Annotated in this window: 14 protein-coding genes; 5 read left to right on the forward strand and 9 right to left on the reverse strand. The window is 65.8% G+C overall.

The features are described 5' to 3' along the window. Nucleotides 1-25 precede the first annotated feature (25 nt). The 5 genes from araG to ACUCV0_RS06880 form a co-directional block, all read right to left on the reverse strand. Nucleotides 26-1,552 carry an L-arabinose ABC transporter ATP-binding protein AraG gene (araG, locus tag ACUCV0_RS06860; RefSeq protein WP_059315694.1) on the reverse strand — a complete coding sequence of 509 codons (1,527 nt, stop codon included), beginning with the start codon at nucleotides 1,550-1,552 and terminating at the stop codon, nucleotides 26-28. A gap of 59 nt (nucleotides 1,553-1,611) precedes the next feature. Next, entirely contained in the window at nucleotides 1,612-2,616 is a 1,005-nt protein-coding gene (locus ACUCV0_RS06865) for a substrate-binding domain-containing protein (protein WP_271655584.1), read from the reverse strand. 221 nt (nucleotides 2,617-2,837) lie between these two features. After that, nucleotides 2,838-3,707, reverse strand: coding sequence for an SMP-30/gluconolactonase/LRE family protein (locus ACUCV0_RS06870; RefSeq protein ID WP_482212349.1), 870 nt, complete (start codon nucleotides 3,705-3,707; stop codon nucleotides 2,838-2,840). 81 nt (nucleotides 3,708-3,788) lie between these two features. Next, on the reverse strand, nucleotides 3,789-4,475 hold the full coding sequence (locus ACUCV0_RS06875) for a FadR/GntR family transcriptional regulator (RefSeq protein WP_059315691.1): 687 nt from the start codon (nucleotides 4,473-4,475) through the stop codon (nucleotides 3,789-3,791). Nucleotides 4,476-4,504: 29 nt separating this feature from the next. Continuing rightward, a complete protein-coding gene (locus ACUCV0_RS06880) occupies nucleotides 4,505-5,257 on the reverse strand; it encodes a FadR/GntR family transcriptional regulator (RefSeq protein WP_059315690.1) in 753 nt (250 codons plus the stop codon). Between the two features lie 267 nt (nucleotides 5,258-5,524). Here ACUCV0_RS06880 and ACUCV0_RS06885 point away from each other — a divergent pair, with 267 nt between their 5' ends. Next, complete coding sequence (locus ACUCV0_RS06885; protein ID WP_271655581.1) at nucleotides 5,525-6,835, forward strand: MFS transporter; 1,311 nt, start codon at nucleotides 5,525-5,527, stop codon at nucleotides 6,833-6,835. Here the strand turns inward: ACUCV0_RS06885 and ACUCV0_RS06890 are convergent. The 3 genes from ACUCV0_RS06890 to pabB form a co-directional block, all read right to left on the reverse strand. Then, nucleotides 6,808-8,088, reverse strand: coding sequence for an MFS transporter (locus ACUCV0_RS06890; RefSeq protein ID WP_313648234.1), 1,281 nt, complete (start codon nucleotides 8,086-8,088; stop codon nucleotides 6,808-6,810). The two genes, ACUCV0_RS06885 and ACUCV0_RS06890, sit on opposite strands and share 28 nt — an antisense overlap. A 61-nt stretch (nucleotides 8,089-8,149) precedes the next feature. Beyond that, nucleotides 8,150-8,770 (reverse strand): phosphoadenosine phosphosulfate reductase domain-containing protein, encoded by a 621-nt coding sequence (locus tag ACUCV0_RS06895; protein WP_271655579.1) that lies wholly within the window; start codon nucleotides 8,768-8,770, stop codon nucleotides 8,150-8,152. Nucleotides 8,771-8,818: 48 nt separating this feature from the next. Continuing rightward, nucleotides 8,819-10,162 carry an aminodeoxychorismate synthase component I gene (gene pabB, locus ACUCV0_RS06900; RefSeq protein WP_482212350.1) on the reverse strand — a complete coding sequence of 448 codons (1,344 nt, stop codon included), beginning with the start codon at nucleotides 10,160-10,162 and terminating at the stop codon, nucleotides 8,819-8,821. Nucleotides 10,163-10,316: 154 nt separating this feature from the next. Between pabB and ACUCV0_RS06905 the strand changes: the two genes are divergently transcribed. The 4 genes from ACUCV0_RS06905 to prpD all read left to right on the forward strand — a co-directional run bounded on the left by ACUCV0_RS06905 (nucleotide 10,317) and on the right by prpD (nucleotide 14,673). After that, nucleotides 10,317-11,018, forward strand: coding sequence for a GntR family transcriptional regulator (locus ACUCV0_RS06905; protein WP_323149923.1), 702 nt, complete (start codon nucleotides 10,317-10,319; stop codon nucleotides 11,016-11,018). Nucleotides 11,019-11,022: 4 nt separating this feature from the next. Next, nucleotides 11,023-11,910 (forward strand): methylisocitrate lyase, encoded by an 888-nt coding sequence (prpB, locus tag ACUCV0_RS06910; protein ID WP_059315684.1) that lies wholly within the window; start codon nucleotides 11,023-11,025, stop codon nucleotides 11,908-11,910. Nucleotides 11,911-11,965: 55 nt separating this feature from the next. After that, nucleotides 11,966-13,093 carry a bifunctional 2-methylcitrate synthase/citrate synthase gene (prpC, locus tag ACUCV0_RS06915; protein WP_482212351.1) on the forward strand — a complete coding sequence of 376 codons (1,128 nt, stop codon included), beginning with the start codon at nucleotides 11,966-11,968 and terminating at the stop codon, nucleotides 13,091-13,093. Between the two features lie 95 nt (nucleotides 13,094-13,188). After that, nucleotides 13,189-14,673 (forward strand): 2-methylcitrate dehydratase, encoded by a 1,485-nt coding sequence (gene prpD, locus ACUCV0_RS06920; protein WP_482212352.1) that lies wholly within the window; start codon nucleotides 13,189-13,191, stop codon nucleotides 14,671-14,673. A gap of 111 nt (nucleotides 14,674-14,784) precedes the next feature. Here prpD and ACUCV0_RS06925 read toward each other — a convergent pair whose 3' ends face one another. Beyond that, nucleotides 14,785-15,114 (reverse strand): hypothetical protein, encoded by a 330-nt coding sequence (locus tag ACUCV0_RS06925; RefSeq protein ID WP_271655573.1) that lies wholly within the window; start codon nucleotides 15,112-15,114, stop codon nucleotides 14,785-14,787. Nucleotides 15,115-15,119 lie beyond the last annotated feature (5 nt).

Consider the following 15,119-nt stretch of genomic DNA (forward strand, 5'->3'; position numbering starts at 1 on the left):
TTATCTCGACCAGCAAGGCGCGCCCTTAGGCGCGGGTACGGGGCAGGGCGAGCTGCAGCAGCCGCTCGTCGTTGAAATCGGCGCGCGCCACCTCGCCGGTGATGGCGCCTTCGCTCATCACCAGGATGCGGTCGGCCACGCCCATGACTTCCATCAGGTCGCTCGAGACCACCACCACGGCGATGCCGCGCGCGGCGAGGTCGTGGATGATGGCGTAGATCTCCGACTTGGCACCCACGTCGATGCCACGGGTGGGCTCATCGAGCAGCAGCACCTGCATGGGCATCGACAGCCAGCGTCCGAGGATGGCCTTCTGCTGGTTGCCACCGGAGAGATTCTTGATCCTCTGTCCGGCGTGCGGGGTCTTCACGTTGAGGGCGCGAATCTGCTTTTCCGCGTTGGCCTTTTCCCAGCGGCCCTGGATCAGGCAGCCGAGGCTGGCGTGGTGAGCGCGGGCGCTGATGTTGATGTTCTCGGCCACGCTGGCCAGGGGTACGATGCCTTCCTTCTTGCGATCTTCCGGGCAGAGCAGGATGCCAGCGGCGATAGCGTCGCGCGGGGATCTCAGATTGACCGGCGCACCCTTGAGGCTCAGGCTGCCGGCCTTGTGCTTTTCCAGACCGGCCAGCAGGCGCAAGAGCTCGGTGCGCCCAGCGCCGACCAGGCCGAACAGGCCAAGAATCTCGCCCTGGCAGACCTCGAAGCCCACCGGCTGCTGCAAGCCCTGGCCGAGCAGGCCCTCGACCTTGAGGCAGCCGCCACCGATCTCGCGCGGCCGGTAGTCGTAGATGTCGGCGAGATCACGGCCGACCATCAGGGTGATGAGCTGGTCGGGAGTGATGTCGGCCAGGCGTTCGACGGTGCGCACGTGGCGGCCGTCCTTGAACACCGTTACCGCGTCGCAGATGCGGAAGACCTCTTCCATGCGATGGGAGACATAGAGCACCACCCGGCCTTCGTCGCGCAGGCGGGCGATGATGGTCATCAGGCGGTCGGTTTCGCGGGCGGACAAGGAACTGGTGGGCTCGTCGAAGGCGATGACGCGAGCGCCACGGGAGAGTGCCTTGGCGATCTCCACCAGCTGGCGCTGACCGAGCGACAGGCGCCCGACCTTGGTGTTGGGATCGATCTCTTCGGCCAGGCCCTTGAGCAGGTCCAGCGCCTGATGGCGCAGGTGGCCGCGATTGACGATGCCGTAGCGTGCCGGCAGGTGCCCGAGAAAGAGGTTTTCGGCGACGGTCATCTCCGGCACCAGCTGCAGTTCCTGCTGGATCACCGCGACGCCGGCGCGGATGGCTTCGGCGGTGCTCTTGAACACCAGCTCCTGGCCGTCGACGTTGAGGTGACCGGTGGTGGGAGCGTGGTAGCCGCTGAGGATCTTCAGCAGGGTCGACTTGCCCGCGCCGTTCTCGCCCATGAGGGCATGCACCGAACCGGGACGTACGTTGAAGGAGATGTCGGCGAGCGCCTTGACGCCAGGAAAGGTCTTGCCGATGCCGACGAAACCGAGGCTGTCGGCGCTCTGGGCGGTAGTGTGTTCCAGGGCTGCCATGAAGCACTCCTGTCAGACGAAAGAGGAGGGCGGCGCCAGGACCGGCGCCGCCGGGGTCATCACTTCCAGAGGCCGATCTTTTCCAGCTCTTGCTGGAAATTGGCGCGGGTGATGAGGGTGACCTTGTCCATCGCGGTGTACTTGGGCGGCTCCTTACCGGTAGTCACCCATTCGTACATCATGCTGGCGGTCTGGTAGCCCTCTTCGTGGGGGCTGGGCAGCATGGAGCCGAAGAAGCCACTGTTGGCTTTCTTCAGTTCGCCGATGGCGTCGGTGCCGTTGATGCCGATGCCGATCACCTGCTCGGCCTTGAAGCCGGCGCTTTCGGTGGCGCGGACGCCGCCCAGCACGGTGTTGTCGTTCATGCCACCGATGATCAGGTGCTTGGCGTTCGAGGGCAGCTTGACCAGGGCCGAAGTGGTGGAGTCCATGCTGCCGGGCACGTCCAGGGTCTTCTGCGGGGCAAAGATGATGTGGTCGGTAGGCAGGCCAGCCTTCTTCAGGGCTTCCACCGAACCGTCGGTGCGCTTCTTGCCGGTATCCAGCTCGTTGTAGGTGTTGATCACCGCATAGGTGTCATCCCACTTCCAGCCACGTTTCTCGGCTTCGGCCGCCATGGCCGCGCCCTGCTGCTGACCGACCTCGAAGGCGGCCATGCCCAGGTAGGGCACGTCTTCCATGAACTTGCCCTTGGCGTCGACGAAACGGTCGTCCACGGCCATCACCTTGAGGTCGTTGAGCTTGGCCTTGGCCACGATGGCCGGGCCGAGGGCCACGTCGGGCGGGCAGATCACAAAGCCCTTGGCGCCGTTGGCGGCCAGGCTGTCGATGGCGGCGAGGGTCTTCTCGCCATCCGGCACGGCGATCTTGAGCAGGGTGAAGCCCTTGTCCTTGGCGGCTTTTTCGGCGAAGGCCCATTCGGTCTGGAACCAGGGTTCTTCGGGCTGCTTGACCAGGAAGCCGATCTTGACCGGATCGGCGGCGAAGGCGGAAAGGGACAGACTGACAGCGCCAGCGGCGAGGGCGGCACGCAGCAGAGAACGAACTCCCGGAACACGGAACATAGCTGGAACTCCTTGTTTTTATTGGTGTGGCCAGGCAATGCGAGGCGGCGGCCTGTCGTCTTGGAGGTCAGACGACGCCGCTCTGTATTGATATTATGATTGGATGGATGCCGGTGCAAGAAAAAGGTGACGAGATTTTTCGTCACCTCTGTCACCAGGCTGTTACAAAGGGCCAGAGGGCAAGAGGGGCCTCTGGCGGGCCTCAGGGCCGGTAGGATGAATCAGCCGGCGAACCTGTGGCAGGGCATGCCGGCCACGGGAGCGGTCGCCCGCAGCAGGGTGCCGTCGAGAGCACCGTCGGCCGCGGCGCTGGTGACGTACAGGGTGCGCAGATCCGGTCCGCCGAAGACGCAACTGGTGGGGCGCTGGACCGGCAGCTCGACGATCTCCAGCACCTCGCCCTCGGGCGAGAAGCGCAGCAGGCAGTTGCCGTCCCAGCGCGCGTTCCACACACAGCCTTCGCTGTCGATGGCCGAGCCATCCGGCGAGCCGCGCTCGTGGGGACCGGCCCAGACGGTGGGTTCGCCCAGGTTGCCGCTGGCATCCAGCGGATAGCGATAGAGGGTGTCCTTCAGGGTGTCGGCGCTGATGACGTGATTGTCCGCTGCGCTCCAGACCAGGGTATTGGCGATGCCGAGGTCGCTGGCATGGCGGCTCACGCTACCGTCGGGGTCGATGCGGAACAGGCCGCCCGAATGCCTGTCGATGGGCACGTCACCGCCCTCGGCATCGAGATTGTTCTGCATGGTGCCGAGCCAGAGACGGCCCTGGGCGTCGCAGCGTGCTTCGTTGCCACGGTTACCGGGGTCGGGATCGGCCACGCAGAAGAGTTCCAGGGCGGGATGGCTTTCCGGGGAATCCAGGTCCAGGCGGAAGACGCCGTCCGGCAGCGTGACCAGGGCATCGCCGCGAGCCGTGGGCACGAAGGCGGAGCAGGGACGATCCAGTTGCCATTCCTGGTAGCGCTCGCCGTGCAGGCGGCAGGCCTTGAAGTCGGCGATGTCTACCCAGTAGAGCGCCTGGGTCTGCTGGTCCCAGAAGGGGCCCTCGGCCAGCTTGAAGCGCTGGGGAAGCAGCGGCTGCCAATCCATCGTTCACCTCTCTTGTTGTGGCAGGACGGGAAATCCAGGCATAGGAACCCGTGGAGACGCGCAGGTTGCGCTGGCGCGCCGTCAATCGGTATAGCGCGCCAGGGTCACTGCGGCGCTGTCGATCAGCATCATGCAGGCCCAGACGGCGCGCGCGGCATCGCGCGAGGCGATGCCGTCGGCGAGGGTCTTGTGCAGGGGGAGGGTGCGTCGCAGCTCGTCAGGGTCGGCCGACGACAGGGTGAAGGAGGCTGCCAGCAGAGCGCCCAGGGCGGGCACCATCTGCTCGATGAACTGATTGTGGCTGGCCGCCAGCACGCATTCGTGGAAACGCTGGTCGGCGGTGTTGTAGTCACCGCCGTCGAGGGAGGCTTCCAGATGTTGGTAGGCGACCTGGATCGCCTGGACCTGATCCGGGGTGGCCCTTTCGCACGCCCAGCGTACCGCGGCCGGCTCGATGGCGTGGCGCAGGTCCAGCAGGTCCTTGACGAAATGCGCGGGCAGGCCGCCCGTTGCCAGCCAGCCCACCACCTGGGTGTCGAACAGATTCCAGCGGCTGAGCGGCAGGACCCGGGTACCGACCTTGGGGCCGACTTCCAGCATGCCCTTGGCCGCCAGGGTCTTGATCGCCTCGCGCAGGATGGTACGGCTGACGCCGAGTTCCTGGCAGAGGTCCGCCTCTACCTTGAGCGAGCTACCGGGTGGGAATTGCCCGGCCGCCAGACGCTGGCCGAGCTGTTCGACGGTGGAAGCGTGGTAGCTGCTGGACATGAGGGCATACCGCGAGTGGGTTATTGCCCTTAATGATCATACGAAACTTCCTTGGCAGACAAGGGTTCCGTCCGGAAGGCTTCGGCCACCAGGTCATCGACACCAGCCAGCTGGGCGATGGAGGCGTGCCGGGCACTGAGCGGGTCGCGGTGCTGGATCGCGGTCAGGATCGCCTTGTGGCGGGAGACCAGCAGGGCCAGGCCCTCGCCGGCGAAGAGCGCCGAGGAGCGCTCCAGATAGTCGCGCACCGGTATCAGCATGATGCTGTAAAGGTGGATCAGCAGCTCGTTGTGAGTCGCATTGGCGATGGCCAGGTGGAAGGCCATGTCCGGCTCTGCCATGCCACCGATATCGTCTGCCTTCTCCATCCGCTCATAGGCGTCGGCAATGGCCGTCACGTCTTCGGGCTGGGCATTGGCAGCAGCCAGAGCCGCTACTTCCGGCTCGATGATGTTGCGTACCTTGACCAGCGTTTCATAGAAGTTGTGTCGCGAATCGCTTTCCAGCAGCCAATGCAGGACATCGGGATCCAGCAGATGCCACTCGTTGCGTGGCTTCACTACGGTCCCGACCTTGGGTTTGGACCGCACCAGGCCCTTGGCTACTAGCACTCGCGTGGCCTCCCGCAGGACGGGTCGGCTCACCTCATAGTCTTCGCACAGTTGCGACTCGGGCGGCAGGCGTTGTTCTGGCAAAAAGTGGCCAGACACGATCTGGGTTCCGAGTTCGTGGACGATGCGTGCATGTCTGCTTTTGCGCGGCAGCGGTGTCTTGTAATTCATCGAAAGGCATCCGAGTCGTCGTGCCATCACTATAACACTGTCAGCGCGATAACCGACTCAGCCACGGGCTCGACGGCTCTGGAACAGGGATCAGCGGAAAGCAAGTGGTAAGATTTCCTACTTCGTAACTTTATTTTAATAGTACCAAAATGTCTTTGAAGGGCGACTAATGGCCATTTTTGGCTATTTAACGCTTCAATGATATTACGTTAGACTTTCAGCTGATCTGCGCTCGAACCGCACAACAACAACAAGTCGGAGAACGCCATGCACTCTGAATCCGCCCTCATCCGCCGGATCACGCGCAAGCTGGTCCCCTTTCTCGTATTGCTCTACCTCGTCGCCTACATCGACCGCTCTGCCGTGGGCTTCGCCAAGCTGCACATGGGGGCCGACGTGGGCATCGGCGATGCTGCCTATGGCCTCGGTGCGGGGCTGTTCTTCATCGGTTACTTCCTCTTCGAAGTGCCCAGCAACCTGTTGCTGGAGCGCTTCGGGGCGCGCCGCTGGTTCGCCCGGATCCTGGTGACCTGGGGTGCCATCACCATGGGCATGGCCTTCGTCCAGGGGCCGAACAGCTTCTATGCCATGCGCTTCCTGCTCGGGGTGGCCGAGGCCGGCTTCTTTCCCGGGGTGCTCTACTACCTCACCCAGTGGTTCCCGGTGCGTCACCGCGGCAAGATCATGGGCCTGTTCATCCTCTCCCAGCCCATCGCTATGCTGGTAACGGGGCCTCTGTCAGGCATGCTGCTGCAACTGGATGGCGCCCTCGGCCTGCACGGCTGGCAGTGGCTGTTCCTGTGCATCGGTGCGCCGGCGGTGCTGCTGGCCTGGCCAACCCTGACCCGGCTGCCGGATGGGCCCGCCCAGGTCGCCTGGCTGGATGCCGACGAAAAGCGCTGGCTGGCCACGGAGCTGGAAAAGGACCTGCACCTCTTCGATCAGACCCGCCATGGCAATCCGCTGCATGCGCTCAAGGATCGTCGGGTACTGCTGCTGGCCCTCTACTACCTGCCGGTGACCCTGAGCATCTATGGTCTCGGGTTGTGGCTGCCGACCTTGATCCACCAGTTCGGTGGCAGCGATCTCACCACCGGCTTCATCTCCGCCATTCCCTATGCCTTCGGCATCCTCGGCCTGCTCATCGTGCCGCGCAGTTCGGATCGTCTCGGGGATCGCTACGGTCACCTGGCGGTGCTCTATGCCGTGGGCGCCCTGGCCATGGCTGGCAGCGCCTGGTTCGGTACTGCCGTGCTGCAACTGGCGGCGCTGTCGGTAGTGGCCTTCTGTCTGTTTTCCCTCACCGCGCTGTTCTGGACCCTGCCCGGACGCTTCTTCGCCGGGGCCAGCGCTGCCGCCGGCATTGCCCTGATCAACTCGGTGGGTAACCTCGGCGGCTATCTGGGCCCCTATGGCATCGGCGCGCTCAAGGCGGCGACCGGCACCCTGGCTTCGGGGCTCTATCTACTGGCCGCGGTACTGCTGTTCGGCCTGCTGCTGACCGGGGTGGTCTACAACCGCCTGGAGCGCAAGAACCGTCGCGAAGCGGATTATGCCGGGGAGCGCTCCGCCGGCTGACGCCCTGGACAGGTCTCGGCGGCGAACCAGGCGGCGCCGAGACAGATCAGATTGGCCGCCAGCAGGTAGGCGGCCGGCGCCATGCGATCGCCCGTGGCACCGATCAGCCAGGTCACCACGATCTGGGCGGTGCCGCCAAAGGCCGCCACCCCCACCGCATAGACCAGTGAAAAACCGGTGGCCCTGACGCGCTGCGGAAAGCTCTCCACCAGCAGCACGATCAGGGCCGCACCGCTCATTCCGTGCAGACCGGAAAGGACCGCCAGGGTGACGAGGAAGGTACCCGCACCGGGCGCCTGGGTGATGAGTTGCAGTGCCGGGTAGAGCAGCACCAGCAACAGCAGGCGCGGCAGGATCAGCACGATGCGCCGGCCGTAGCGATCACTGAGGACGCCGCCCAGGATCGAACAGACCGCCATGGCCGCGCCCATCACCAGGGTGGCGAGCATGGCGATGCCGGTGGGCAGCTTGAGCTCCACCAGGGCGAAGGTGGTCATGTAGTTGAGGAAATACTGGGTGATGGTGCTGCCGGAGAGGATCAGCAGCCCCAGCAGCAGCGGCCGCCGTTGGGTGGCCAGCACCTCGCCCAGGACCGCCCCGGTACCTCGTGTCTCCCCCACATGGGTATCCACCAGGCCGCGCCGGATATAGAGACCGATGGGCAGGATCGCCAGGCCCAGCAGGAAGGGCAGACGCCAGCCCCAGGCCAGCAGTTGCTCCGGCGTCAGCCAGAGGGTCAGGCCATAGCCGATCAGCCCCGCCGCCACCGCGGCCAGACCCTGGGCCACCACCTGCCAGCAGGCGTAGGTGCCGCGCTTGTGCAATGGCGCCGCTTCCAGGATGTAGGTGGTGGCGGGCCCGGCTTCGCCGCCCCAGGCCAGGCCCTGCAACAGGCGCGTCAGCACCAGCAGGATGGGCGCGGCGATGCCGATCTGCTCGTAGCCGGGCAGCACGGCGATGCCACCAGTGCCCAGGGCCATGAGCACCATGGTCAGCAACATCGCCGGCTTGCGCCCGACGCGGTCGGCCCAGGCGCCGATGAGGATGGCGCCCAAGGGCCGGACGATAAAGCCGACACCAAAGGTGATGACGCTGGCCATCAGGCTGGCGAAGGCGTTCTGCGAGGGAAAGAATACCTGGCCGATGAGCACGGCAAAGGTGGCGTAGACGCCGAAGTCGAAAAACTCCACGGCGTTGCCAAGCACCACGGCAAAGACGCCCTTGCGGGAGTGGATAGGGCGGGAAGCGGTCATGGGCGATGTTTCAGCAGGAGCAGGGCGCGCGCCCGGAACCGAGCGCGCGGGAGGTGTCGACTCAGTGGGCGAGGTGCAGGCCGCACTCGCGGTTTTCGTCACCCTTGGTGGGGTCGAAATAGTCGAATTCGTTGGGCAGGTCGTGGGCGGTCAGGTACTGGTAGAGGTCCTTGGAGGTCCAGTGCAGCAGGGGCGCGACCTTGATCAGGCCGTCCGGATTCACGCTGACCGGATCCATCTGGGCACGCACGGCGGTGTCGGTGGCACGCAGGGCGGTGAACCAGACCTCGGGCGCCGTCTCGCGCAGGGCGCGGGCGAAGGGTTCCAGCTTGACCTCTTCGGTGAAGGCGGCGTGGCGCGGATCGTCCAGCCCCGGCACCGAGCCGTCGATGGCCTCGCGGTGGGCACGCGAGCGCCTGGGCAGGTAGGTCACCAGGTTGAGATCGAGCTTGCGCACGATCTCGTCGGCGCAACGGTAGGTCGCGGGGGTGTTGTAGCCGCTGTCCATCCAGACCACCGGGATGTCCGGCTTGACCTGGCTGACCAGGTGCAGGATCACCGCCTCGAAGGGGCGGAAGTTGGTGGTGACGATGGCGCTTTTACCCAGCCCCAGGGCCCAGGCGACGAGCTTTTCGGGATCGCGGCCAAGGTCGGCGTTGATGCGGGCGAGATCGAGAGACATGGCGGGCTCCAGCCGGCGAGAGGATGACCCCATGGTAGCAAAGCCGGATCAGCTGTGGGCTTCCAGCGTCTCCAGCAGCACCCGCACCTTGGCCAGGGATTCGGCGTATTCGTCTTCCCAGTGGGAGTCCATGACGATGCCGCCGCCGCCCCAGCAGCTGAGTACCCCGTCTTCGGCCAGCAGGCTGCGGATCAGGATGGAGCTGTCGCTCTCACCGCGTACGTCCAGATAGAGCAGCGAGCCGCAGTAGGGGCCGCGGCGGGTCTCTTCCAGCTCGTCGATGATCTGCATGGCGCGGATCTTGGGCGCCCCGGTGATGGAGCCACCAGGGAAACTGCCGGCCAGCAGGTCCAGGGCGTCCAGCTCCTCGGCCAGTTCACCGGTGACGGCGCTGACCAGGTGGTGGACGTTGGGATAACTCTCCAGGGCGAACAGCTCGGGCACCCGCACCGAGCCGGTCCGGCAGCTGCGGCCGAGGTCGTTGCGCAGCAGGTCGACGATCATCAGGTTCTCGGCGCGGTCCTTGGGGCTGGCCAGCAGGGCGCGGGCTTCGGCGGCGTCAGCCTGGGCATCGGGCCGGCGCGGCCGGGTGCCCTTGATCGGGCGGGTTTCCACCTGGCCGCGGCTCACCCGCAGGAAACGCTCCGGCGAATGGCTGAGCAGGGCGCCGCGGTCCAGTGCCAGATAGCCGGAGAAGGGCGTCGGGCAAGCCGCGCGCAGGGCCTGGTAGGCGATCCAGGGCGAACCCTGGAAGGGCGCGCGAAAGCGCTGGGCGAAGTTGACCTGGTAGCAGTCGCCGGCGGCGATATAGGCCTGGATGGCCTCGATGCGCTGGCGATAGGTGGCGCGGTCGATGTCGGCGGCGAAGGACGCGGTCAGGCGGAAGCCGTCGGCCTCGGGGCGTGCATCGGCAGCGAACAGCGCGATCAGGCGTTGCCTTTCCGTCTCGTCCAGCCTGGGATGAAAGACCAGTTGGCTGGTCCGCGCCTGATGATCGCTGATCAGCGCCCAGGCATAGAGACCCAGGCGGGCATCGGGCAGCTGCAGGTCAGCGCGGGCGCCGTCCGGTAGGCGCTCCAGGCGTCGACCGAAGTCATAGCCGAGAAAACCCAGCAGACCGCCGACGAAGGGTAATTCGGCACCCTCCGGCAGGTCCGCGTGGCCCAGGCTGGCCAGGGCGGCGCGCGTCCGGGTGAAAAAGGCACGCCCCGTCTCGCCGGAGTCGGGTTGCAGCACCTGGAGTGGCCAGGCCGCCATCAGGTCGTAGCGACCCCGCTCGGCCACCGGCCGCCCCGAGTCGAGCAATACCGCACCTGGCTCGCCGTGCAGCAGGGCGAAACGCACCGTGGGATCGGCGTGGTAGGGCAGGGGATGCAACTGGCAGAGAGGCATGGCGCGGTCGGCTGGGGTGGGCGGCGCGCTAGTGTAGCGAACCGTTGCAGGGCTGAGCGAGATACAGGCTGTCGCAGCGGGATTGTCGACAAATGTTGACTGATAAGGCGTTCAGGCGTAGTTATTCAGCCCATAAACACAAAAGGTGTCGACAATGATCGATAGCCCCTTCCAGGTCGAAGTGCCCGAGACCGACAGCGGGACCCTCTCCGAGCAGGTGTTCCGCCGGATCCGCGAGGCCATTGTCCGCGGCGATGTGGCGCCGGGCAGCAAGATTTCCGAGCCGGAGCTGGCTCGCACCTATGGCATCAGTCGGGGCCCGCTGCGGGAGGCCATCCACCGCTTGGAGGGCCAGCGCCTGGTGGTGCGGGTACCCCATGCCGGTGCCCGGGTCGTCGCCCTGAGCCTGGCCGAGCTGGTCGAACTCTACGAGATCCGCGAATCCCTCGAAGGCATGGCCTGTCGCCTGGCGGCCGCACGCCTCACGCCGCAGGGCATCGACGAACTGCGCCAGCTGCTGGATACCCACGAGCGCGACCCGGCATTCCAGGCCGGCACCGGCTACTACCTGCAGGAAGGCGACCACGACTTCCACTACCGCATCATTCAGGCCAGCGGCAACGGCATGCTGGTGCGGCTGCTGTGCGGCGAGCTCTATCACCTGGTGCGCATGTACCGGCTCAAGGTCTCCGCCACCCCAAATCGTCCGCGCCAGGCCTTCGCCGAGCACCATCGCATCCTCGATGCCCTGGCCGAGGGTGACGGCGAACTGGCCGAACTGCTGATGCGCCGCCATATCGCCGCCTCCAAGCGCAACCTGCAGAACCATCCCCTAGTCACCGACTCCACGAGGTAACGCCATGCCCGCTGTCAGCCCCGGCCAGAAATTCCGCGCCGCCGTCGCCGCCGAACGCCCGCTGCAGGTGGTCGGCACCCTCAATGCCAATCATGCGCTGCTGGCCAAGCGCGCCGGCTTCCAGGCCATCTACCTGTCCGGCGGCGGTGTCGCAGCCGGCTCCCTGGGGTTGCCGGACCTGGGCATCAGCGGTCTGGAAGATGTGCTCATCGACGTCCGTCGCATCACCGATGTCTGCGATCTGCCGTTGCTGGTGGATGTCGACACCGGCTTCGGCGCCTCGGCCTTCAACGTGGCCCGTACCACCCGCGCCCTGATCAAGGCGGGCGCGGCGGCCATGCACATCGAGGATCAAGTTGGCGCCAAGCGCTGCGGTCATCGACCGGGCAAGGAGATCGTCAGCCAGCAGGAGATGGTCGACCGCATCAAGGCGGCGGTGGATGCCCGCACCGACGCGGACTTCGTCATCATGGCGCGCACCGATGCCCTGGCCGTGGAAGGCCTGCAGGCCGCCATCGACCGCGCCTGCGCCTGTGTTGAGGCCGGCGCCGACATGATCTTTCCCGAGGCCATGACCGAACTGCCCATGTACCGCCAGTTCGCCCAGGCGGTAGGGGTGCCGATCCTGGCCAACATCACCGAGTTCGGCGCCACGCCGCTGTTCACCACTGAGGAGCTGGCCGGCGCCGACGTCGGCCTGGTGCTCTATCCGCTGTCGGCCTTTCGTGCCGCCAATCGCGCCGCCGAAAACGTCTACACCGCGATCCGTCGCGACGGTAGCCAGCAGGCGGTGGTCGACACCATGCAGACCCGCGCCGAACTCTACGACCGCATCGATTACCACCGTTATGAGGACCAGCTGGATCGCCTGTTCCAGCAAGGCAAATCCTGACGCTCCACCCTGAACGCCCGCTTTTTCGCACAACAACTCCAAGAGGAGCGAGACGATGGCAGACAGCAAAACCCTTGGCGGCGCCGGCCTGCGTGGCCAGGTCGCCGGCCGCACCGCGCTATGCACCGTCGGCAAGACCGGCGCCGGGCTCACCTACCGGGGCTACGACATCCGCGAACTGGCCGCCGGGGCCGACTTCGAGGAGGTGGCCCACCTGTTGCTCTATGGCGAGCTGCCCACCCAGGCGCAACTGGACGCCTATCGCCAGCGCCTGGCTGCTCTGCGCGACCTGCCGCAGCCACTTAAGGAAGGCCTAGAGCGCATTCCCGCCAGTGCCCACCCCATGGACGTGATGCGCACCGGCGCATCCTTGCTGGGCACCCTGGAGCCGGAGCACAGCTTCGCCGACCAGCAGCAGGTCGCCGATCGCTTGCTCGGCGCCTTCCCGGCGATCCTGCTCTACTGGCATCACTTCAGCCAGAGCGGCACCCGCATCGACTGCAGCAGTGACGCCCCGGATATCGCCAGCCACTTCCTCACCCTGCTGCATGGCAAGGCGCCCAGCGAGTTGCACGCGCGGGTCATGAACGTCTCGCTGATCCTCTATGCCGAGCACGAATTCAACGCTTCCACCTTTACCGCCCGGGTCTGCGCCTCGACGCTGTCCGACCTCTATTCCTGCGTCACCGGTGCCATCGGCTCCCTGCGCGGGCCGCTGCACGGTGGGGCCAACGAAGCAGCCATGGCGCTGATCGAGCGCTTCGCCTCGCCCGAGGAAGCGGTCACTGGCCTCAAGCAGATGCTCGAACGCAAGGAAAAGGTGATGGGCTTCGGCCACGCCATCTACCGCGACAGCGATCCGCGCAACGAAGTGATCAAGGACTATGCCCGGCAGCTGGCGGCGGAAGTGGGCGACAGTGTGCTGTTCCCCGTCTCGGAAGCCATCGATCGCACCATGAAGGAAGAGAAGGGGCTGTTTCCCAACGCCGACTTCTATCACGCCTCGGCCTACCACTTCCTCGGCATCCCGACGCCGCTGTTCACCCCGATCTTCGTCTGCTCGCGCACGGCTGGCTGGTGTGCCCACGTCTTCGAGCAGCGCGCCGACAACCGCATCATCCGCCCCAGCGCGGACTACATCGGTGTCGAGCAGCGGGCCTTCACGCCCATCGCCAATCGCTGAATATCTCTGATCGCGGCCATGGGCCGCTCCTACGGGAGCGATCCATGACCAAACTTGTAGGAGCGGCCCAAGGCCGCGATAAGGAACCAAAACCCATGAGCGCCAACGTCGATCTTAACAACCGGCCCGACTACGACCAGGTCATCCAGGACCTGGCCGACTACGTGCTGAACTACCAGGTGGAATCCCGGGAAGCCCTGGACACCGCCCGCAACTGCCTGATGGACACCCTCGGCTGCGGCCTGCTGTCCCTGCGCTTCCCCGAATGCACCAAGCTGCTCGGCCCCCAGGTGGAAGGCACCGTGGTGCCCCAAGGCGCGCGGGTGCCCGGCACCAGCTATCGCCTGGACCCGGTCAAGGCGGCCTGGGACATCGGCTGCATCATTCGCTGGCTGGACTACAACGACACCTGGCTGGCGGCCGAATGGGGCCATCCTTCCGATAACCTCGGCGCCATCCTGGCGGTGGCCGACCACCTCTCCCAGCGCCGCGTCGCCCAGGGCGAAGCACCCCTGACCATGCGCCAGGTGCTGGAGGCCATGATCATGGCCCACGAGATCCAGGGGGTGTTCGCCCTGGAGAACTCCTTCAACCGCGTCGGCCTGGACCACGTCTTCCTGGTCAAGCTGGCGTCCACCGCGGTCAGCGCCAAGCTGATGGGCGCCAACCGCGAGCAACTGCTGTCAGCCCTGTCCCATGCGTTCGTCGATGGCCAGGCGCTGCGCACCTATCGCCATGCGCCCAATGCCGGCAGCCGCAAGTCCTGGGCCGCCGGCGACGCCTCCAGCCGCGGCGTGCGCTTGGCCGACATCGCCCTGCGTGGCGAGATGGGCATCCCTGGCGTACTCAGCGCGCCCCAGTGGGGCTTCTACGACGTGCTGTTCAGCCACACCAACAAGGACCTGGCCACCAAGCCCGTCGACCAGCGCCAGTTCCGCTTCCCCCAGGGCTTCGGCAGCTACGTAATGGAGCACGTGCTGTTCAAGATCAGCTTCCCGGCGGAATTCCACGCCCAGACCGCCGCCGAGGCCGCGGTGATCCTGCATCCCCAGGTCTGCGACCGGGTGGACCAGATCGAGAAGATCGTGGTGACCACCCACGAATCGGCCATCCGCATCATCTCCAAGCAGGGCCCCATGGCCAACGCCGCCGACCGTGACCACTGCCTGCAGTACATGATCGCCGTGCCGCTGCTGTTTGGCGATCTGGTCGCCGAACACTACGAGGATGCCTTCCACCAGGCCCATCCGCGCATCGACCAGTTGCGCGAGAAGATGGAGATCGTCGAGGACGAGCGCTACAGCCGCGAATACCTGGAAGCCGACAAGCGTTCCATCGCCAACGCCCTGCAGGTGTTCTTCACCGATGGCAGCAGCACCGAGAAGATCGCCATCGAGTACCCGGTAGGTCATCGCCGTCGTCGTGAAGAGGGCATTCCGCTGCTGGAGCGCAAATTCCAGAACAACCTGGCGACGCGCTTCCCGGCCGGTCGCTGCGCCCAGATCTTCGACCTGTGCAAGAACCAGGCAGGGCTGGAAGCCACCCCCGTGCACCGCTTCGTGGATCTGTTCGTTCTTTGAATAGAGGAGGCGACTCGACCGAGCCTGCAGGGCCATGCAGGATCAGGCGAGTCGCCTCATGGGTGGGGCAGGGCGTGGCGGGTGGTCAACTACCCGTCGCGCCCTTTTCTTTTAGTAGTAACGGTCCACATAGGCCGGGCGTTGCTGCCGACCGGCCAGGCGCCAGTGTTCCTGCAGGGCAGCGTGGACGCTCCTGATGAAGTGCTCGTCCGCTGCCGCCGACTTGCCGACGTAGCCGCCGCCTCTGTTGTAGGTCTTGAAGCGGATGCGCAGGCTGGGATGGCGCTGCTCGAACTGGTCGGGCGTCTCGCCGCCGGGCAGGCGGTCGACATGCACCGCGCCGCTCTCGCAGACCCAGAGGATGTGGTTGTGGTTCTTGTCCTTGAGCCCGGCAAAGAGTTGCTTGAGATCGTCCAGGCTGGGGTTGTCGTTCAGGTTCATGAGCG

Source organism: Pseudomonas sp. VMV1 (assembly GCF_056790235.1).

Bases quoted from the DNA above. Each gene is read 5' to 3' on its own strand.
- araG (WP_059315694.1), bottom strand. From the start codon at position 1,552: ATGGCAGCCCTGGAACACACTACCGCCCAGAGCGCCGACAGCCTCGGT.
- ACUCV0_RS06865 (WP_271655584.1), bottom strand. From the start codon at position 2,616: ATGTTCCGTGTTCCGGGAGTTCGTTCTCTGCTGCGTGCCGCCCTCGCC.
- ACUCV0_RS06870 (WP_482212349.1), bottom strand. From the start codon at position 3,707: ATGGATTGGCAGCCGCTGCTTCCCCAGCGCTTCAAGCTGGCCGAGGGC.
- ACUCV0_RS06875 (WP_059315691.1), bottom strand. From the start codon at position 4,475: ATGTCCAGCAGCTACCACGCTTCCACCGTCGAACAGCTCGGCCAGCGT.
- ACUCV0_RS06880 (WP_059315690.1), bottom strand. From the start codon at position 5,257: ATGAATTACAAGACACCGCTGCCGCGCAAAAGCAGACATGCACGCATC.
- ACUCV0_RS06885 (WP_271655581.1), top strand. From the start codon at position 5,525: ATGCACTCTGAATCCGCCCTCATCCGCCGGATCACGCGCAAGCTGGTC.
- ACUCV0_RS06890 (WP_313648234.1), bottom strand. From the start codon at position 8,088: ATGACCGCTTCCCGCCCTATCCACTCCCGCAAGGGCGTCTTTGCCGTG.
- ACUCV0_RS06895 (WP_271655579.1), bottom strand. From the start codon at position 8,770: ATGTCTCTCGATCTCGCCCGCATCAACGCCGACCTTGGCCGCGATCCC.
- pabB (WP_482212350.1), bottom strand. From the start codon at position 10,162: ATGCCTCTCTGCCAGTTGCATCCCCTGCCCTACCACGCCGATCCCACG.
- ACUCV0_RS06905 (WP_323149923.1), top strand. From the start codon at position 10,317: ATGATCGATAGCCCCTTCCAGGTCGAAGTGCCCGAGACCGACAGCGGG.
- prpB (WP_059315684.1), top strand. From the start codon at position 11,023: ATGCCCGCTGTCAGCCCCGGCCAGAAATTCCGCGCCGCCGTCGCCGCC.
- prpC (WP_482212351.1), top strand. From the start codon at position 11,966: ATGGCAGACAGCAAAACCCTTGGCGGCGCCGGCCTGCGTGGCCAGGTC.
- prpD (WP_482212352.1), top strand. From the start codon at position 13,189: ATGAGCGCCAACGTCGATCTTAACAACCGGCCCGACTACGACCAGGTC.
- ACUCV0_RS06925 (WP_271655573.1), bottom strand. From the start codon at position 15,114: ATGAACCTGAACGACAACCCCAGCCTGGACGATCTCAAGCAACTCTTT.